We start from the raw sequence: 19,133 nt of genomic DNA on the forward strand, positions 1-19,133 counted from the left end.
CCTAGAAAAACCCCTCCCTCTCTATGCTCTATGCTCTATGGACTACCTCTATGGACTACCTCTATGGACTACCTCTATGGACTACCTCTATGGACTACCTACCCCTCTCCCTCAACCTGAAGACTCTCTCTCTCCCTCAACCTCATTCTCATTCTCATTCGCTTACCTCCCTGCCTCAAACCCCACAACCCTCCTCTCTAGCTTCTTCTCCTTCAAGACCTTCTAGCTTCTCCTTCTCCTTCAAGTTCTTAGCTTCTCCTTCTCCTATCTCCTTCTCTTTCTTCTAGCTCTATCTTCTACCACCCACACCTCTCTTGAATTCAGAAAACTATTATGTTAAAAGAATACATACAGCAAACAACGAGAATTCATGGCCTAGAACCCTACTTCAAATCCCTGAAAGATGTTACATTCAAACTCAAAACGAATGCACTTAGACTTTTCTTGAAAACAAACGTATCTTTTAACAAGCTTCTCCCATATGCTTTTGCTTCATTTAAGGAGGCTTGTTATAGACTAATAGGCCTCAGACTACATGATACTCAGTTGCTAGGAGGACTTGCTTTATGTAGTGGCAAGGCAGTGGAAATGAAGACGGGAGAAGGTAAAACATTGGCAATTGCGGCTGCCGCTTTTGCCTGCTCACTGTTCAACTCAGGAGTTCACATTGTAGTCCCTAGTGACCATCTTACAAAAAGGGACAGTGAGCTAACACAGGACGTATTTGAATTCTTAGGGACCTCAGTAGGTAAAGCTGTTACAGGCCTGGCTAACAACTCAAAAAGAACAGCATACAATTCAGATATAACTTACGTTTCTTTCAGTGAGCATATATTTGATTATCTTCAAGACCACCTGGCGTATAAGGGCCAAGAATATGTTCAAAGGAGAAAACAAAGCTGCTCGATAGTGATAGTTGATGAGGTTGATTCTATATTAATAGATGAAGCTGAGACACCTTTCATTGTCTCCACATCTAAAAATAACTCTACATACCTTCATGCTCAGATGAACAAAGCTATCAAGCTTTTTGTATATGAAACCAGAAAAGCATTCTCCCCCCGTTTCCTATACTACTCCAACCAACCTAAACAACTGCTTTTAACTGAACTAGGTTTTATTAAGACTGAAAACCTACTAATAAACGCTAACCTCATTAGAAACGGATATCAACTGTATACTCCCAAAAGCTACCATCTAATAAATATGATGTACGTGCTGCTAAAGGCTTACAAAACAGTTAGTAAAGATAGAGACTACATCATTCGCAACGGAGAAGTAATAATTATTGCTAAGCTAACCGGTAGACTCTTGCCTAACAAACGTTGGTCCAATGGAGTACATCTGGCTGTCGAAACAAAAGAAGCTCTCAAAACAAGGAAAGACAGCCAGGCTATAGACCAGCTAACACTCCAGAGTTATTTTAGTATGTACAGTAGTCTATCAGGAATAACAGGAACCGCAAACGAAACACAAGAACTCAAAAGCCTGTATAACCTGGAAACAGTCGTCATTCCAACAAACAAACCACAAGGCAGATATGATGAACCAGACAGAATATGTTTGACGGTTCGCGATAGAATTATAGGAGTTATCAGAGATATTCAGAGTTGTTATAAACGTGGACAGCCAGTATTAGTTGGAACACAATCGGTAGAACAATCTGAAGAGCTTTCTGTTATGTTAAACAACATTGGGTTTCCTCACGAACTATTGAATGCTAAAAGCCAGCTGTTAGAACCCATAGTTGTTGCAAACGCTGGAAAGCCAAATAAGATAACTATAACGTCCTGCATTGCAGGCAGGGGAACAAACATATTGTTAGGGGGTTTAGTATATTTTGACCACAACACCAAAGACCAAACCTACTTCAAGTCCAAAAGGTTAGGCGGTCTAAGAGTCATCGGCATTGGTAGACATAACCTAAGAAAAGCTGATGTACAGCTAATCGGTAGAGCTGGGAGACAAGGAGAGGCTGGCACTTCCTGCTTTTATGTGTCCTTAAAGGACAGGCATCTAAATAGATTATCCGTAGACCCCAGAATGCTTGCTCAAACCATTGAAAGCATCCAAAAAAGAACTCAGACTAAAAGCCTATACCAAAAAACACAACTAGCAAGCTTCAGCAACATCTTGGACTTCCAAAGATATACAATACATATGTTGAGAAGAAAGCTAACTTCTAAAACCCAATCAGAAGCCTTTGTACTCAAAGCCAAGAAGTGGCCAGGCAACTGTTATAGTTATTCTTGGTCTAAAAAGCTAAAAGTAACATTGAGCTTAAACCTTTTTAAGAGAGCTGGAGCTGCATATTCGAACTCTTGGTTTAGTCTCTTAGTTAACCTAAACCAATTGGCCTGTATTGAATTGACAGGGATACAAAAGAGAAAAGAGCTGGAGAAAAGCTTATTATTAGGTTCAATGGATTCAATATGGATGAATCACCTTAGGTTTTTAAACAGCTCTCACTGGAACCTAATCTTAAGTCTTCAACCTTTCAACAAGCCCCACATTCAATACATTCAGAACACTTTGAAGCTACTTAAACGGATGGTCGCTTATTTAGCTCTCGATGTTCTATGCCTGTCAGAAGTAGGAATCTAACCTAGAACAGACCTAGGAAAGGCTATTTCCCCCCCCCTCTGACAAACATATGTATACATAAACATAAACATAAACATAAACATAAGCCTACTGCTGCTCTATATTTCTGAATGCTAAACCTATACTAAAGCTAACCCATATGAACGAACAAGAAGAGCAACCAAAATGTATGGTATTTCAGATCGGGAATGAAGCCCATGTTCACAACTTAGGCTACGCTATAATAAAACTAAACGGCAAACAGTATAAGACACAGATAAACAAAAGAGTGATTGTAGATCGAATGGGTTTACCAGAAGGTAGGCTGTTTTATCTACATAATGTACTCCTTCATATACATTGTAACAAAACCAACATTGGACAACCTACTCTCGAAGGAACCCGAGTAACTGCAATGGTTTCAAGGCACTTCAAAACCAAAAAGATAGAAATCCTAAAGCACAAAAGAAGAAAGCATCACATGAAGAGCCAAGGATACAGAAGCCTACGTACTGAAATTATCGTAACAAACATTCAGACTACCCAGTTGCTAACATGGCCCAAAAGAAAGCAGGCGGTTCTACTAGGAACAATAGAGACTCGAGGTCCAAGAGGCTAGGTATCAAAGCTTACAGTGGGGTCTTAGTAATGCCAGGTTCCATTGTTGTACGTCAGAAAGGCACAAAGATCCATCCTGGTAAAAACGTAGGTACTGGAAAAGACCACACATTGTTCGCATTGACTAAAGGAGTAGTGAGGTATCACTGGAATGACTCTAGAAAGCTGGTAGAAGTTCGAATGGTGCTCCGTAATAACTAACAATACAGAGCCTTCCCCAAACAGCTGTTTAATAACAATACTCTTGGGTTTTCCAATAGCTAACACATATTATAGTTATTATATTATTTAGTTATAAACCCCCCCCCTTTTTTAACTATAACAAAAGCTATGAATATAATAAATAACCCAACCTCCCATATAAAAGCTAAGCTAGAAACTAACCATAATAGAAAAAGGAAGGCATTACCACATTCTTTAGAAGCAGAGCAAACAATATTAGGTTGTCTAATGGTAGATAATAATATATGGACTGAAATAGCAACTGTTATTTCGGAGCAAGACTTTATGGAAAGAAGCCATAGGATAATATATAATGAAATGAAACTGTTATTAGAAACCCATAAACCAATTGATCTTATTACACTTTCCGACTCATTAGAACAAAAAGATAAGTTAACTATGATTGGTGGTTCTTCTTATTTAGCTGATCTATATAAACCCATTGCAAATACTGCTAACATTTTAGAATATGCTGCTATTGTTAAAGATAGAGCAATAAAACGAGAACTAATCAAAACAGCTCAAGAGTTAATTAATAATAGCTATAGTCCGAAAGGTAAAAGTAGCTCTGAGTTATTGGCAATAGCTGAGTCAAAGATATTTCATATAGCTGAGCATAGAGTTAATGAAAGCAATGGCCCTAAACCTATTGATAATATCTTAGGGAAAACAGTTGCTAATATAGAAAAGGCATTTAAAAGTTCTAAGAAAGGTATTACTGGTCTTTCTAGTGGATATTATGAGTTAGATATAAAAACGTGTGGTTTACAAAAGTCTGACTTAATTATCATTGCGGCAAGACCTTCAATGGGTAAAACAACATTAGCTTTAAATATATGCGAAAATGCTGTTGTTAATGAAAATAAACCAGTGTTGATATTTAGTTTAGAAATGCCTAGTGACCAAATAATGATAAGAATATTAGCTTCTTTATCAAAGATCAATCAAACAAATATAAGGACTGGACAGCTGAATAGTAATGACTGGTCAAGGCTTTCTAATACTATGAATATGCTCTTAAAAAAGAAGAACCTATATATTGACGACTCTCCTGAACTAACGCATACAGACTTAAGAACAAGAGCTAAACGTATCTATCGAGAATATAACGGACTTAGTTTAATTATGGTAGACTATATGCAGCTAATGAAAGTACCGTCTTTATCAGAGAATAGAGCATTAGAAATAGCTGAAGTTTCACGTTCATTAAAAGCCTTAGCTAAGGAATTGCAAGTACCTATATTAGCGCTTTCGCAACTAAATAGAAACTTAGAACAGAGGGTTGATAAACGTCCAATAAACTCAGATCTACGAGAGTCGGGTTCGATTGAACAAGATGCTGACTTAATATTATTTATATATCGAGACGAAGTATATCGAGGTTGTGTTAACTCAGGAATGAATGGAATAGCAGAAGTTATTATTGGAAAGCAACGAAATGGCCCTACTGGAACTATTAAGTTAAGGTTTAATGGCCAGCTGTCGCGCTTTGATAGCTATAGTTAGATTAGTTCTTTCAGTACAATATTGTTTTAGGAATGTCTATAAACTATGCTTCCCCCCCCCCATATAGGAGCACATATAACTTGAATACAATAGATATATGTAAAGACTATGAACTTCAAGCAGGAAAATATATAGAAGCCTTTATAAGAAATATTAACAACTATAGAACAGGAAGAGCTTCTCCTGATTTACTTAATGGAATCAAAATAAAATATAATAATAAAATAGCTTCTATACGTCAACTAGCTTCTATTACTTTAGAGTCCACAAAGTCTGTGATTATCACTGCTTTTGATAATTCACTACTTCCAATAATAAATAAAAGTATTATCGCTGCTAACTTAGGGTTAAGCTCTTATTTAGAAACCAATTTAGTTCGTATCTTATTTCCAGACCTTTCTGAAACCTATAGAAATAAGTTAGTTAAGTTGGTTCAGAATGAAGCTGAAAAGGTAAGAGTTATTATTCGAAATACAAGACGTATGTTTAATAATAAACTAAAAGACTTATTTAAAAAGAAGTTGTTTAGTAAAGATAATATGGAAGCTCTTCAAATAAAAATACAATCTATTACTGATTGCTTTATAAAAAAGGTTAATAGCATAGCTATATGTAAAGAAGCAGAAGTTCTTAATCGTTAGCTTATATGTATTATTTTATATAGAACTTCGGGTTTCCATTCGGTTAGTGACTTCGAGAAGCATTAAGGATTCACCGTCATTTAAATTCGAAAGAGCAGTTAACAAAGAACTAAGAACTAAGAACTAAGGACTAAAAAGAATGAATATGACTGCTTTAGGTTTTTTGAAGAAATATACAACAGTTGCTTTGGACAGTGGAAACTATTTGGAAGTAGCAAAGCTCCAACCGAACGATGTTACTACAAACCCTTCGTTGATTCTAAAAGCAACAAAAGACAAAGAGTGTTTAGCGTTTATAGATGGGGTAATTTCATCATACAATTCTTACGCTACTTCTGAAATAATAAACCAGATCTTAGTACATCTTGGCAATGAAATCCTGAAGCATATTCCTGGTTCTGTTTCTATTGAGTTGAACGCTGACTATGCTTTTAATGTTGAAAAGTCTATGGAACAGTTAGCTGAGCTTTTAAAGTTGTGCAAAGCGTTTAATATACAGGACAGAGTTCTGATTAAGGTGCCTGCAACATGGGAAGGAATCCAAGTATTAAGATTAGCTAGGAAAAAGAACGTAAGATGCAATATGACGTTGGTATTCTCTTTAGTTCAAGCAGTTTTGTGTGGTGAATCCAAAGCCTATCTCATTTCTCCATTTGTAGGACGGGTATCTGATATGTACACAAGCTTAATCTCTAACTGCAAAAAACAGAATGAGTCTTTAGATGTTGGTGTTCAACTTCTTGAACAAGTGTATCAATATTTCAGACATAACAATTACAACACTAAAATAATGGCAGCAAGCTTTAGGAATATTGAACAAGCTCTATCCGTAGCAGGCTGTGACTATGTAACTTTAAGTCCTGATATCTTCTTGGAACTCAAGAATGAGCAGCGTTTACATCCAACAGCAGTTTTAAGAGTTAGCCATACTTCCAAATGGAAACAAACCATAGACCTGAAACCAATCTGGAGACAAGAGCTCTTTTATAGAACATTAAGACAAAATGGTAACGCATACAAAAACCTAATAAACGGGGTCTACACATTCAGGAAAGCTACTCAGGAGCTAACAAAATACATTGAAAAGCGAGTCTGTGGCGGATGTTAGGAGGAAAGGTATTTAGGTGGTTTCAATGATGTTGCTTCTGTCAGTAGGTGTTTAGGACTAACAAGCTGTTATTGTTTGGGTGACTTACAGCCTTTGTATAGAGTTATTGGAATGTATTATAGAGGGGGAAATAGCTGTTAGATATAGAGCTAGGAGGGTTTGTATTGTAGTGGTTAGGGCAGTGGATATTGCTTTGGGTTGTGTTGAAGGTATTTGGTGGTGCTATTGGGGGGGAAGGTAAAGGTAGGAAGGGGAAAGAAGGTAAAATGTATTGGATGTGTTGAGGGGGAAGCCTGGGGGGAAAAGGAAGAGTAGTAAAGAGGTAGAAAGGAAAGGAAAGGAAAGGAAGGACTTGTTATAGGTTTTGGGGGGAGGGAGAGAAGGGGAAGGTTTTGATTGAGGCTTCACCATTAATTCGTTTAGTTGAAGTTATGCTTATGGTTATGTTTATGGCTGTTGTCTTCACTATGAAATACCTGGTAGTTCTAGGTTCTAATGCGTGCAGCTATAGGCATGGACATACCACCTGTTGGGGAAAGAGCTTCCTATTATATCTCTCTTCTTCTATACCCATCTTCTATACCCATCTTCTTCTCCTACCATTCTCCTCTCTCATTCTCCTCTTCTCTCACACACTCCCAGTCTTTCACACACATTTATTTCCAACTCCCTCACACCCTCCTTCTCTTCCACCATCATCAACCTTCTTCTTCATCAACACAGAGACAAACCTAATATCTAATAGACCTCCACCCATATAACATATAGTACAGACAGAACTAGAAACCCTGTCTCAAAGACCACATCTTTCAACTGGAGAGGGAGAACTAAATGGGCATCTGTAGCTGGTTTTATGGAACAGGTCGAAGAAAAAGATCTACTGCTAGAGTTTTTATTAGAGAAAATATTAAGAATGAGATGCTGGTAAATGGAATACGTCTGAATGACTATTTTACAAGACATAAGCATATCGAAATGTTACGCCAAGTCATACAACAACTACCTACTAAACGCTCCTTTCTACTTAAAGCAACAGTTAAAGGTGGTGGTAAAAGTGGACAGGCTGACTCTATCAGACTTGGGTTATCCAGGGCTCTCGTTAGTTTTAGTCCAGCATTTAAACAAACACTTGCCAAACAAGGATATTTGACTAGAGATTCAAGAGAAGTAGAAAGGAAAAAGTGTGGTTTACATAAAGCTAGAAAACAAAAGCAATTCTCAAAGAGATAATGAAGTTGTTCTTCACAGATAACTCAACAAAGCATCTGCACCAAGTCATACAAGAGAAAAGCAACCCAAGCTTAAAGCTTAGAATATTTGTACTGGGTGGTGGTTGTGCAGGTCTTCAATATATGTTTGCACTTGTCGAGAAAGTATGTGCGGATGACTTAGCATTTGTAAAAAGATCAGTTAGCTTCATAGTAGACTGCATTAGCTTACAGTATCTTAACAATGCAACCATTGACTATAGAAGTAGTATAGATGGATCTTATTTCATGGTCTATACTCCTAGCTCCGTTACTACCTGTCATTGTGGAGCTTCTTTTGTAATGTAGAATAGCTCCCCCCCCAATAGAACCTGAAACCCAAAAGCTGAATAATATATAGAGACTGGCAGATTAGAACGACAGGTTATGATACAGCTTCAAGGTTAGCTACTAATATATGCAGTTGACGAATGGATCTAAAATGAAGTACAATTCCAAGAGTGTTACAAAAGGTTATGTTAGAACTGCAAACAGGTCTATGTTCTACGCATTAGGCTGTAAACTAAAGGACTTTAAGAAACCAATAGTTGGCATAGCTAACGGATATTCCACTATTACCCCTTGTAATGCTGGTTTACAAAGACTAACAACCACTGTAAGTAGCTTTCTTAACCGACATGGAACCATAGCTCAATCTTTTGGAGTCCCAACTGTTTCTGATGGTATTTCTATGGGGACTCCAGGAATGAAATATTCTTTAGTCTCTAGGGAAGTGATTGCAGATAGTATAGAAGTGTGTGCGCTAGGCCAAAGTATGGATGGACTTATTGTGGTAGGAGGCTGCGATAAGAATCTTCCAGGTGGTTTGATGGCACTAATAAGAATTAACGTTCCTAGCGTATATATATATGGGGGCACCATATTGCCAGGTTACTGGAAAGGAAAGGCTCTTACCATTGTTTCTTCGTTTGAAGCAGTAGGAAAGCTCAGTTCACAGGCTCTTACACATGAAGACTTTACAGAAATAGAGAAGCATTCGTGCCCTACCACCGGTTCTTGCGGTGGTATGTATACTGCGAACACTATGAGTGCTTCATTCGAGACGTTAGGCATTTCTCTGTTTTATTCATCAACGATGGCAAGTCCTAATACTGAAAAGCTCCGATCATCTCATTTGTCTGCGAAGTTTTTAATGAAGGCCTTAAGATTAGGAATTAAACCAAACAGTCTGATTACAAGGAAAGCAGTTGAAAATGCAATAGCTGTTGTAATGTATCTTGGTGGCTCCACAAATGCTATTCTACACTACCTTGCCATTGCAAACAGCGTTCGAATTAACTTAACGTTAGACGACATAGAAACAATAAGAAAGAGAATCCCAGTGACTTGCAACCTAAAACCTTCAGGAGTCCATGCAACAACTGACTTACACAATGTTGGAGGTGTTCCTCAGGTTTTAAAAAGACTATCAGTTCAAGGGCTGATTCACAAACAATGTGTCACCGTCACTGGTCGTTCTTTAGGAGAAGAGCTCAATAGGATTAAGTTTGCTACCCAAAGTAAATACAAAGTTATACTACCAATCAACAAGCCACTGCACCAACAAGGACACCTACTAGCTTTAAAAGGTAATCTTGCAGTGTTTGGAGCAGTTGCCAAAACATTAGGCATCAAACGGAGTGCTATTACTGGCAGAGCCAAAGTATTCAACGATGAAGAGAGTACAACCAATGCAATATTGGACGATAGAATTACAGCTGGCAACATTGTAATAATAAGATATCTTGGACCTAAAGGAGGACCTGGAATGCCTGAGATGCTCTCTCCCACTTCTGCTTTAGTTGGTAAAGGACTTGGAGATAAAGTATGTTTGATCACTGACGGTAGGTTTTCTGGTGGTTCTTGGGGTATAGTAGTAGGACATGTTGCTCCTGAAGCTTTTGTTGGTGGAGTTATTGCTTTGGTTAAGGACAACGACTTGATAACAGTTGACTTATCAGAAGCTCTTATACATTTGCATGTTAGTAACGCTGAGCTATTGAAGCGTCGAAAGCTATGGAGGCTACCAACATTTGAGAACAGAAGAGGTATCCTTAAAAGATACGCTGAAGTGGTTAACCAATCTAGTTTTGGTTCAGTTACAGTTTAAAACAAACACCTGAAAGCCAATGCATATTCCTAAGCTAATGTTCAGCAGGTTTAGTATTGAAGCTACAATCGTGTATTCAATATACCAATGGTGCATCAGTAATAGATATACACCCTGTATATTATTTAGACCTAGTGTTAGCAATAACTTACCAAACCGTCTATTAAAGCTGGAAGAGTTAATTATTAGTCTCAGTAGAAAAGCAGTTCAAAAGCTTACCATTACCAACGATGCGTTAGCTTTTAACACTAGCTTTTCAGGCTTAGTCCATAATGTTAAGGTTTGGTTTGTGCAGTTGATGGCGGTTTATGGTTTAGAAGTTGGTAATGGTGTTTCAATGTATAATTATCCACTTGCTAGGCTTGAAAGAACAACAATCAACAGGAACACAACCAAGACAAATGCCAACTTCAAAGTAACCATTTGTATTAACGAAAAGATCGAAAAGCAGGAGGTTTAGTAGTGGGTTGTAGTTCTTTATATTAGTGTTATTTTATATCGTTTGTAACCTGTTGTTTGGATGCCTGGTCTTTAGGAGAAGAGCCTGCAATATTCTTTTCCTCCCCCTGGATAAAAGCCATAGGAGCAATGACAGCTTATTTGGGGGTGGATCAGGTAGTAATCATCGCATTTTCTCGGTTGTAAAACTAAAAACTGCTGGAATTAGACTTAGGCTTTTGGTAGGAAATACCGTTTCATTACCCATAGTTAATATATAACACCTGATGAACATAAATACCAACTTTATAGATGAAGCTATTATTTCAATCAAAGCTGGAGCTGGAGGTAATGGAAGTGTAGCTTTTCGAAAAGAGAAAGCTATACATTATAAAATACCGGATGGAGGTGATGGAGGTGATGGAGGTGATGTTTGGTTATATTCTGAAAAAGCTATAAATACCTTATTATACTTTAAACTCAAAAGGATATATATCGCTGAAAGCGGGACTAATGGCAAAAGAAATAATTGTACTGGAAAAAAAGGAAAAGATATAGTAATAAAAACTCCAATAGGGACAAGAATTATTGATGTTAAAACTAACAAACTTATTATTGATATGTCTTTTGTTGGTCAAAAGGTCTTAGTAGCAAAAGGTGGTTTCCACGGTATAGGTAATTTAAAACTTAAAACAACTAATAAACTGCAAAAGAATAAAGGATTTCCGGGGGAGGCCTGTGATATTCTTATGGAATTGTTGTTAATCGCTGATGTAGGCATATTAGGTTTACCAAATGTTGGAAAGTCTACTTTTATTAATTCTGTTTCGAAAGCTAAATCAAAAATAGCTAATTATTCTTTTACCACATCTTTTCCAGTTTTAGGAGTTGTTCAACTATATAGTAATAACTTTATTATTGCTGATATTCCTGGTTTAATTGAAGACGTTTCTAATGGTATTGGTTTAGGTGTTAGGTTTTTAAAGCATTTAGAACGTTGTAAGTTATTATTACATTTTGTTGACTTAAAATATATGAATGAGGCGTTTTTATATAAAGCTATTAAAACTATCAATAATGAACTATATCAATATAATAACTTAACTTCAAAAAAGCTTTGTTGGTTAGTTTTTAATAAAATAGATAAGATAACTGATAAGTTCTATTTAATAAAGTTTGTTGATAGGTTTATAAGAAGAATAGAATGGAAAACTAAATACTATCTAACTTCAACTATAAACTATGTTGGCATTAAAAAACTATGTTACGATATCCTATATTACCTATCTAAGACATAGATTGGTTCTTATTAGCTGTCTTTTATATAGCTGCTAGTCCTTTAGAGAATGGGGGGAAAGGTTTCTATAGGTCTTACCTACTTATAGCTTATAGCTAAATACTATTCATAATATTAGCTAATTCTAATATAGTAACTATTGAGTCAGTTCCTTTATTTCCAGCTTTAGGTTCTGTCCGTTCAATAGCTTGTTCAATATTATCTGTTATTAGTATCCCTGAAGTTATTGTTAGCTTATTATTTATTGTTATATTGTTATAGTTTAAGTTGCAATTACTAACTACAATTTTAAAATGAAAGGTATCTCCTCGAATGACAGAACCTATTGGAATTATAATATTATACCTTTTATTATATAATAAGCTATTTACTATTATTGGCATCTCATTAGAACCAGAAACCCAAAGAATATCTATAGTATTTTCTATAGTTGCTATTAACTTAATGATATTCATTACGCTTTTTAATATGGCCTTGCTAATAAAGTAATTAAAACGAGCAATAATGACTACTGCTTTATAGGGGTAACTAGAATATATAGCTTTCATGTGGTTTTGTTAGCTGGGGGAAAGCTTAGGTTTAACATAATTAAAAACTATTATAGCATTACCACAGAGAATTCTTCCATAGTTCTTGTAGACCTTGGTACCACCTACTATACATTCAAGAACAGAATAACAGGAGGTTCCTTATGTATATACAGTATGGTTCTGAAGCTACCGTTGGTTTATTTGACATTCTGCCAACATTCAGCTTAACAAAAGAGACTCTTCAGTTAATCGCCCAACATACAATGGTCATTACCATAAGATATGTAGGAGCTAGAGAGATGAAGCGTTTTAACATAAAATATAGAAGCAACAGAAAACCTGGAAACATTCTAACCTTCTGCATCCTTGGTTTTAATTCTTCCAAATACTTGTACTGTGACTTAATATTACATCATAGGCTTATAATGAAGGAGAGTTTAAATTACAACAAGAACACACAGAGTTATTACATGGAGCTTTTTGCTAAAGGTATTCTAAACGTACAGAGTGTTTAGTATGTCTTTCAGGTTTGTTAGCGTACATTCCTTAAGTTGATGTGAATATGAAGCTCATTGAGATCTAGCTTTTCTTTTATGGTTTCTTTTATATGTCTCTTTGAGTCTTTGTTTAACTTATTAAGATTTGAACCATGTGCTACTAGAACCAAAGGACTACAGCCGCCTTGGTGTATATAGTTTAGTTTAACTTTGTCTTTTGCGGCTTTTGCGTTTATTGAAGAATTGTTTTCAATGGTTGGAACAACATCTTCAATCATTTTGTTTAGCTTTATAGTTGGTATCTTTGTGTTAGCATGATTGTTTAGCCTGTGTAGAGTTGCTAAAAGATTGTTTAGGCCAACCCGTTTAAGTGCTGAGAAAGCTAAAGCGCATACATGAAACTGTTCTTTAAACCTTTGTAGTTCAAGCAGTTTATTTTTAACGCTAACTTCTTTAACAGTGTCACATTTGTTAAAACCAACTGCTAGAGCTTTGTTGTTCCTGAGTGTAAAGTCAATAATTGTAAGGTCATGCTTTGCTATTCCGAACTGTGCATCAACCACCAATAATACGATATTGGATGTTAGAATTGTTTGTAGCGCTTTTAAGGTTACACATCTAGCAACAGAACTTTCAATATTCCCTTTTCTTCTCAAGCCTCCAGTGTCAATCATTGTGTATTGATGATCTTTGAACATAAGAGAAACTTCGATTGGATCCTTTGTGGTACCTGATACACTAGAAACTACCGAACGGTAATAACCTACTAAAGTATTTACTAACGTAGATTTACCAACATTTGGCTTTCCAACTATTGCTACTCTGGCGCTATTTCTGGTTCCTAGTTCTTTTTTTACATTCAATGTTTGGTTTAGATTCCTTAGGATGTAGTACATCATTCTTTTAATTCCAATATTATGAACAGATGACACGAAGAAAGAACTGTAGGTGATGTGGTTAAATTCCTTCTTCAATAAAATACAGTTGGGGTCTGACTTGTTTATTGCTACGTAAACGAGCTTGTCGAGTCTCGAAAGACAGCTTAAGAACTTAAGATCTCCTGTAGTTAGTCCTTCTCTAGCATCTAAAACAAGAATGACCGTACTGGAAAGGTTAACTGCTTTCTTAAGTTGGTCTGTAGGGTCACTGTAGACTTCCCAGCCGTTAGTATCCAGAACATAGTACAGTCCAAACCTTTTACGATGTAGAGCTCCAATACCATATTTACTATCAGCTGTAAGGCCTGGTAAATTGTATGCTATTGAACCATGATGGCATGTTATGCGGTTGAACAAGGTGGTTTTCCCAACATTTGGTCTTCCTAATATAGGAATAGGTGCGTATTTCATCCTATGTTTACCTTTTGGGACGTTGACAAAGCTATTATTGTTTCTTCTTTTTTATTAGCTTTCATATGATATATTGGCTGTTGGAGCTATGGCTCTTTGGGATGTAGTAGCTAAGAAGGAATGTAATGTACTTCCGAAGCATATCAGCAGCATCATCATATACTCTAAGTTCTGGTTTAGCTACATATTGATACTGATACTGATACTGGCACTGGCACTGGCACTGGCACTGGCACTGGCACTGGCACTGGCACTGGCACTGGCACTGGCACTGGCACTGGCATAGCATAGCACTGGCATATAACAGCTAAACCCCCGAAGTCTTGAAGAACAGCTAACACACGAAGCTATATATTGATTAAAGAAGTCTAAGAGAACGTTTCTAAACCTTTAAAACTCTAAACTAGGAATCTATATGAGCTATGTTAAAGTCTGTTCATTTTGTGGATGTACCGAAAGCAAGAGCTATAAGTTAGTTATTAGTCCGTTCGCTTCTATCTGTGAGGTATGTATTAAAATAAGTATGGAACTAATTCAGAGCTTAAGAAGAACTCAAAGTAAACCAGGACCTTCTGTATTACCTTGTGAGATGCATGTAGAGCTAGATAAATACGTTGTTGGTCAAAATGCTGTGAAGAAATCCATTACAGTTTCCATCTACAATCATTACAAAAGAATAGGAAAGAAAAGACCAGAAGAGTCGGAGTTATTCAAAAGTAATATATTATTGGTGGGCCATACTGGTTCAGGCAAAACACTGATAGCACAAACGATGGCTCAATTCCTAAACGTTCCATTTATTATTGTGGACGCTACCTCATTTACCGAGGCTGGATATGTTGGAGACGATGTAGAAAACATATTGCAAAAGCTCTTACAGGCTTGTAGCTATGATGTTGAGTTGGCACAGAAGGGTATAGTGTATATAGATGAAATAGACAAGCTTTCTCGTAAGTCAAATAACTCCGTGGTCGGCAGAGATATTTCAGGTGAAGGTGTACAGCAAGCTATGCTAAAACTATTAGAAGGAACTTCAGTATCTGTGCCATGTTACGGAACCAAAGGACAGCCAGACTCGGAGTTCATTTTGATGGATACTTCAAACATCCTGTTCATATGTGGAGGTTCGTTTGAGAGCCTGGAAAAGATAACAAGCCAAACCCACAAGAAATATACCATCGGTTTCCAGAAAGATTCAACTGAGCTAAAAGATATGACACATTGTTCAACCAAAAAGATATCAGCAAAGGACCTCATCAAGTTTGGAATGATTCCAGAGTTGGTTGGAAGGTTACCCATCATTGAAACTCTCCGATGCTTAAATGAAGCTGATCTAATGAGAATCCTAACAGAACCCAAAAAAGCATTAGTTAATCAGTTTAAGATGTTACTCGATAGTGAAGGAGTTCAGCTAATAGTGCACGACTCTGCATTAAGAGCAATAGTAAAACGAGCGATAGAATTAGGTACTGGAGCAAGAGGTTTACGTTCAATATTGGAAAGCCTTCTGGTAGATATAATGTATCAAGTGCCAATGTTACGAAGCGTGGAAAAAGTAATACTTGACGGAATGGTGGTTGATGGATCTAAAAAGCCAATAATGGTGTACGATAGTTTATAGCTAACATTAACTTACCATCTCTTAAAGGTTGGTGGCTTCCTGAAGGTAATTATGCAAGTTCATCATCTTATGACGAAAAGCTCTAAGCTACCCCTGTTATCCTTGAAAGATATTGTTATGTTTCCCGGAATGGCTCTTCCAATATTTGTAGACAGGAAGAGAACCATTAACACTGTGGAACTAACAAAAGCTAATGCCATAAGACTGATGATAGTTACACAAAAGAACTGCATTAGCAAACAGTGTGCAGCTGAACTCTACAATATAGGCTGTATAGGCGTAATTAGACAGCTTTTGAGACTACCTGATGGTACAATGAAAGTTATGGTTGAAGGTGTACAAAGGTCTGAAATAATATCAACAAGATCTAACAACTTCCAATGCTGCGAAGTAATACCTTTTGCATATGAATATCAAACCTCTAACCCAAGAACCATAGAAAGCTTGTTTAGGATGGTAGTCAATAGATTCGAATGTTACCTACATTTGAACAAAAGATATTCTGAAGAAGCTGAACTTACACTAAGAATGATTGGTGGCTTTGACCTAAAGGAAGTTAACAAGTTGTTTGATACTATTGCTATTAGCGTAGTCCCAGGTTTAAAACAGAAGCAAAGAATGTTAGAAGCACCCACCATTGAAGCAAGACTTGAAATCTTAGCAGAAAGGATAGAGTATGAGATGAGTTCTTTGTTATTAGAAGATAGACTGCAAGATAGAATTAAGCACCAAATGGAGAAGAGCCAAAAGGAATATTTCTTACATGAACAGCTCAAAGCAATACAAAAGGAGCTAGGTGAACCTGAAGAGCTTTCTGACATTGATAGAGTTGTTGGTTGTATTGAGGCTTCAAAAATGCCTGAGGATGTGAAAGCTAAAGCCAAAAGAGAATTGAGAAAGCTAAGAACAATGGCTCCTTCATCTGCGGATTCTAACGTAATACGAAGCTATATTGAAGTCCTCATTTCCTTGCCTTGGAAAAGGAAAAGCGTAGCTCAAATAGATATCAATAAAGCTGAAGACCTTCTGAATGCTAACCACTATGGTTTAAGCGAAGTAAAAAGCAGAGTAATAGAACATTTAGTTATTAGTAAACGAGCTGGTAAAGCGAGAACACCTATCCTCTGTTTTGTTGGACCACCAGGTGTTGGAAAAACTTCACTTGGAAGATCTATTGCAAAAGCTATTGGCAGAAGGTTTGTTAGAGCTTCTTTAGGTGGAGTTCATGATGAAGCAGAAATCAGAGGACATCGACGAACGTATGTAGGCTCAATGCCAGGTAAAATACTTCAAAGCTTAATAAAAGTAAAAGTATGCAACCCGCTTTTTTTGCTGGATGAAGTTGATAAGGTTGGTTCAGACTTAAGAGGTGACCCTGCATCAGCATTACTAGAAGTTTTAGATCCTGAACAAAACTCTTTTTTTTGTGATCACTATATTGAAGTTGAGTTTGATCTTTCGGACGTTATGTTTATCGCAACTGCAAATTCCCTTAACATTCCAAAACCTCTAGTTGATAGAATGGAAGTAATAAAGATTCCTGGTTACACTGAAGATGAGAAAGCAAACATTGCACATGCCTACCTGATTAAAAAACATCTGATAAATAGTGGTTTGAAAGAAGGGGAGGTTTGTTTCTCCAAGAATGCAATTAACGAAATGATTAGATATTATACTCGAGAACCTGGCGTACGCTCATTAGAAAAAGAAATAGCTAAGATCTGTAGAAAAATAGCTAGGAAAGCTTTAAACTTGAAGGAGTCAACGCACCATGTAATTAGCTCAAATAACTTAAAGCATTATCTTGGTAACCCAAAATATAGCATCACCAACTCCTTAAAACAGGGTAGGATCGGACAGGTAGCGGGGTTGGCTTGGTCTGAATCAGGTGGAGACTTGTTGTTCATTGAAGCTCTGATATTGAGTGGCAAAGGTAGGATCTTGCGAACTGGCTCGTTAGGCAAGGTGATGAAGGAATCTATAGAAGCTGCTCGTTCAATAACTCGTTCTAGGGTATGTGTTGTTAATCTTTGCGCTCCAATTAGTGAAAGTGACATTCATATCCATGCACCTGAAAACGCTGTTCCAAAAGATGGTCCTTCAGCTGGTGTTGCTGTTGTGGTTTCTATATTCTCGGTGTTGACAGATAGCATTGTGCGTTCTGAAGTTGCAGTTACTGGAGAAGTTACCCTAAATGGAGAAGTTTTACCAATAGGAGGTCTGACTGAAAAGCTTTATGCTGCTCAAAGAGGAAATGCGAGAACTGTATTGATTCCAGAAGATAACCTAAAAGAATTAGAAAGCATGCCCAATCGTTCCAAGCTTACAATAAACGTAGTCCCTATTAAATGGATAGATCAAGCCTTAATCATTATGCTAAAGACTCCTCAGAAGCTGTTAAAGTCATTCGGTGTGCCTACAGTTACCCCAAGTTCTTATGCACACCAAACAGAATACTAACTATACCTTTTCTGCAAACCTTAAGATTGCACTTCGTGAGCTAGGGTTATATTTAGCTTCTTGTTTTGATGGTTTTATTTTACTAAAGCTTTTTAGGATGTTTTTATGACTATTGTTAGATATAAAGGCTTTTACTAACTTATCTTCTATAGAATTAAAACTTAATACAACTAGCCTCCCATGTTTAGATAAAGCAGCTAAGGAGATATTTAATATAGAGCTAAGTTCTTCTAGTTCATTATTTATAAATATCCTAAAAGCTTGGAAAGTGCATGTAGCAGGATGGGTTTTCTTTTTAGACCATCCTTTAGCTTTTGTTATAACTTTAGATAGTTCTTTCGTTCTTGTAATTCTATTCTTTTCTATATAAGCTAAAATGTCCTTAGCTATAGATATAGAAAGCTTTTCATCACCAAAGCTTTTTAATATGTTATTAACTTCATATTCTTTAGCTGAAGCTAGCCAATCAAATAACGGCTTTCCTCTAGTATTATCCATACGCATATCTAACGGACCATCTTTATAGAATGAGAAGCCTCTTTCTGATTTAGTTAGTTGATGAAAAGAAATACCTAAGTCTAAAATAATACCATCAACCTTACCTATTAAGTTAAATACTAAAAGATATTTATCTATATTAGAGAAAGAGCTATGGATATAATAAAACCTATAGTCATTTATAGTCTTAGAATATGCATATGTATCTGGGTCACAGTCAAAGGACAGCAGTTTACCATTATTAGATAGTTTAGATAATATAAGCTTTGAATGACCACCCATTCCAAAAGTACAATCTAAATAAGTTCCATTAGCTTTTATGTTTAGGTTCTTTATAGTTTCATGTAATAAAACAGGTGAATGTTGATAATAGCAGTTCATAGGTTTATGGGAGAGTGTGTGTGTGAG

Annotated in this window: 18 protein-coding genes; 14 read left to right on the forward strand and 4 right to left on the reverse strand. The window is 36.6% G+C overall.

What is annotated here, in order from left to right; translation table 11 throughout:
* Positions 1–333 precede the first annotated feature (333 nt).
* The 11 genes from FKM95_RS00005 to cgtA all read left to right on the forward strand — a co-directional run bounded on the left by FKM95_RS00005 (position 334) and on the right by cgtA (position 11,771).
* The gene (locus tag FKM95_RS00005) at positions 334–2,604 is read left to right on the forward strand and encodes a preprotein translocase subunit SecA (protein WP_159128821.1); all 2,271 of its coding nucleotides are present in this window, start codon (positions 334–336) and stop codon (positions 2,602–2,604) included.
* Between the two features lie 139 nt (positions 2,605–2,743).
* Positions 2,744–3,202: a 50S ribosomal protein L21 gene (gene rplU, locus FKM95_RS00010; RefSeq protein ID WP_159128822.1), complete on the forward strand. Its 459-nt coding sequence runs from the start codon at positions 2,744–2,746 to the stop codon at positions 3,200–3,202.
* Complete coding sequence (gene rpmA, locus FKM95_RS00015) at positions 3,139–3,402, forward strand: 50S ribosomal protein L27 (RefSeq protein WP_159128823.1); 264 nt, start codon at positions 3,139–3,141, stop codon at positions 3,400–3,402. The genes rplU and rpmA overlap by 64 nt, the downstream gene beginning before the upstream one ends.
* 129 nt (positions 3,403–3,531) lie before the next feature.
* Positions 3,532–4,929 (forward strand): replicative DNA helicase, encoded by a 1,398-nt coding sequence (gene dnaB, locus FKM95_RS00020; protein WP_159128824.1) that lies wholly within the window; start codon positions 3,532–3,534, stop codon positions 4,927–4,929.
* An 80-nt stretch (positions 4,930–5,009) separates the two neighbouring features.
* Positions 5,010–5,570, forward strand: a complete 561-nt coding sequence (locus tag FKM95_RS00025) for a ribosome-recycling factor (protein WP_159128825.1) — start codon at positions 5,010–5,012, stop codon at positions 5,568–5,570.
* A 139-nt stretch (positions 5,571–5,709) separates the two neighbouring features.
* Positions 5,710–6,678 carry a transaldolase family protein gene (locus FKM95_RS00030; RefSeq protein ID WP_159128826.1) on the forward strand — a complete coding sequence of 323 codons (969 nt, stop codon included), beginning with the start codon at positions 5,710–5,712 and terminating at the stop codon, positions 6,676–6,678.
* A gap of 831 nt (positions 6,679–7,509) precedes the next feature.
* The gene (gene rpsI / locus FKM95_RS00035) at positions 7,510–7,908 is read left to right on the forward strand and encodes a 30S ribosomal protein S9 (protein ID WP_159128827.1); all 399 of its coding nucleotides are present in this window, start codon (positions 7,510–7,512) and stop codon (positions 7,906–7,908) included.
* Positions 7,908–8,234 (forward strand): iron-sulfur cluster insertion protein ErpA, encoded by a 327-nt coding sequence (erpA, locus tag FKM95_RS00040; protein ID WP_159128828.1) that lies wholly within the window; start codon positions 7,908–7,910, stop codon positions 8,232–8,234. Before rpsI ends, erpA begins: the two co-directional genes overlap by 1 nt.
* Before the next feature lie 133 nt (positions 8,235–8,367).
* Positions 8,368–10,035 (forward strand): dihydroxy-acid dehydratase, encoded by a 1,668-nt coding sequence (gene ilvD, locus FKM95_RS00045; protein ID WP_159128829.1) that lies wholly within the window; start codon positions 8,368–8,370, stop codon positions 10,033–10,035.
* 19 nt (positions 10,036–10,054) lie between these two features.
* Positions 10,055–10,495, forward strand: a complete 441-nt coding sequence (locus FKM95_RS00050; RefSeq protein WP_159128830.1) for a ClpXP protease specificity-enhancing factor SspB — start codon at positions 10,055–10,057, stop codon at positions 10,493–10,495.
* Between the two features lie 265 nt (positions 10,496–10,760).
* Complete coding sequence (gene cgtA / locus FKM95_RS00055) at positions 10,761–11,771, forward strand: Obg family GTPase CgtA (RefSeq protein ID WP_159128831.1); 1,011 nt, start codon at positions 10,761–10,763, stop codon at positions 11,769–11,771.
* Positions 11,772–11,865: 94 nt separating this feature from the next.
* Here cgtA and ribH read toward each other — a convergent pair whose 3' ends face one another.
* Entirely contained in the window at positions 11,866–12,318 is a 453-nt protein-coding gene (gene ribH, locus FKM95_RS00060; protein WP_159128832.1) for a 6,7-dimethyl-8-ribityllumazine synthase, read from the reverse strand.
* Between the two features lie 143 nt (positions 12,319–12,461).
* On the opposite strand from ribH, the gene FKM95_RS00065 reads away from it, so the two are divergent.
* Positions 12,462–12,815: an rRNA maturation RNAse YbeY gene (locus FKM95_RS00065; RefSeq protein ID WP_159128833.1), complete on the forward strand. Its 354-nt coding sequence runs from the start codon at positions 12,462–12,464 to the stop codon at positions 12,813–12,815.
* A gap of 17 nt (positions 12,816–12,832) precedes the next feature.
* Here FKM95_RS00065 and der read toward each other — a convergent pair whose 3' ends face one another.
* Both der and FKM95_RS00075 read right to left on the reverse strand, forming a co-directional pair.
* Complete coding sequence (gene der / locus FKM95_RS00070; RefSeq protein ID WP_159128834.1) at positions 12,833–14,146, reverse strand: ribosome biogenesis GTPase Der; 1,314 nt, start codon at positions 14,144–14,146, stop codon at positions 12,833–12,835.
* Between the two features lie 176 nt (positions 14,147–14,322).
* Positions 14,323–14,487 carry a hypothetical protein gene (locus tag FKM95_RS00075; RefSeq protein WP_159128807.1) on the reverse strand — a complete coding sequence of 55 codons (165 nt, stop codon included), beginning with the start codon at positions 14,485–14,487 and terminating at the stop codon, positions 14,323–14,325.
* A gap of 74 nt (positions 14,488–14,561) precedes the next feature.
* Here FKM95_RS00075 and clpX point away from each other — a divergent pair, with 74 nt between their 5' ends.
* Both clpX and lon read left to right on the forward strand, forming a co-directional pair.
* Complete coding sequence (gene clpX, locus FKM95_RS00080) at positions 14,562–15,767, forward strand: ATP-dependent Clp protease ATP-binding subunit ClpX (RefSeq protein ID WP_159128808.1); 1,206 nt, start codon at positions 14,562–14,564, stop codon at positions 15,765–15,767.
* A gap of 69 nt (positions 15,768–15,836) precedes the next feature.
* Positions 15,837–18,227, forward strand: coding sequence for an endopeptidase La (lon, locus tag FKM95_RS00085; protein ID WP_226338813.1), 2,391 nt, complete (start codon positions 15,837–15,839; stop codon positions 18,225–18,227).
* On the opposite strand, the gene rsmH is transcribed toward lon, so the two are convergent.
* Entirely contained in the window at positions 18,228–19,106 is an 879-nt protein-coding gene (gene rsmH / locus FKM95_RS00090; RefSeq protein WP_159128810.1) for a 16S rRNA (cytosine(1402)-N(4))-methyltransferase RsmH, read from the reverse strand.
* Positions 19,107–19,133 lie beyond the last annotated feature (27 nt).

It is taken from the genome of Candidatus Tremblayella phenacoccinincola (genome assembly GCF_009805595.3).
GTDB classification, from domain to species: Bacteria; Pseudomonadota; Gammaproteobacteria; order Burkholderiales; family Burkholderiaceae; genus Tremblaya; species Tremblaya phenacola_D.

What these genes read in the sequence shown, in the direction of transcription:
- rplU (WP_159128822.1), top strand. Translation starts at nt 2,744, where the DNA reads ATGAACGAACAAGAAGAGCAACCAAAATGTATGGTATTTCAGATCGGG.
- cgtA (WP_159128831.1), top strand. Translation starts at nt 10,761, where the DNA reads ATGAACATAAATACCAACTTTATAGATGAAGCTATTATTTCAATCAAA.
- rpmA (WP_159128823.1), top strand. Translation starts at nt 3,139, where the DNA reads ATGGCCCAAAAGAAAGCAGGCGGTTCTACTAGGAACAATAGAGACTCG.
- FKM95_RS00005 (WP_159128821.1), top strand. Translation starts at nt 334, where the DNA reads ATGTTAAAAGAATACATACAGCAAACAACGAGAATTCATGGCCTAGAA.
- FKM95_RS00030 (WP_159128826.1), top strand. Translation starts at nt 5,710, where the DNA reads ATGAATATGACTGCTTTAGGTTTTTTGAAGAAATATACAACAGTTGCT.
- rsmH (WP_159128810.1), bottom strand. Translation starts at nt 19,106, where the DNA reads ATGAACTGCTATTATCAACATTCACCTGTTTTATTACATGAAACTATA.
- ribH (WP_159128832.1), bottom strand. Translation starts at nt 12,318, where the DNA reads ATGAAAGCTATATATTCTAGTTACCCCTATAAAGCAGTAGTCATTATT.
- clpX (WP_159128808.1), top strand. Translation starts at nt 14,562, where the DNA reads ATGAGCTATGTTAAAGTCTGTTCATTTTGTGGATGTACCGAAAGCAAG.
- FKM95_RS00065 (WP_159128833.1), top strand. Translation starts at nt 12,462, where the DNA reads ATGTATATACAGTATGGTTCTGAAGCTACCGTTGGTTTATTTGACATT.
- FKM95_RS00050 (WP_159128830.1), top strand. Translation starts at nt 10,055, where the DNA reads ATGCATATTCCTAAGCTAATGTTCAGCAGGTTTAGTATTGAAGCTACA.
- erpA (WP_159128828.1), top strand. Translation starts at nt 7,908, where the DNA reads ATGAAGTTGTTCTTCACAGATAACTCAACAAAGCATCTGCACCAAGTC.
- dnaB (WP_159128824.1), top strand. Translation starts at nt 3,532, where the DNA reads ATGAATATAATAAATAACCCAACCTCCCATATAAAAGCTAAGCTAGAA.
- rpsI (WP_159128827.1), top strand. Translation starts at nt 7,510, where the DNA reads ATGGGCATCTGTAGCTGGTTTTATGGAACAGGTCGAAGAAAAAGATCT.
- der (WP_159128834.1), bottom strand. Translation starts at nt 14,146, where the DNA reads ATGAAATACGCACCTATTCCTATATTAGGAAGACCAAATGTTGGGAAA.
- lon (WP_226338813.1), top strand. Translation starts at nt 15,837, where the DNA reads ATGACGAAAAGCTCTAAGCTACCCCTGTTATCCTTGAAAGATATTGTT.
- ilvD (WP_159128829.1), top strand. Translation starts at nt 8,368, where the DNA reads ATGAAGTACAATTCCAAGAGTGTTACAAAAGGTTATGTTAGAACTGCA.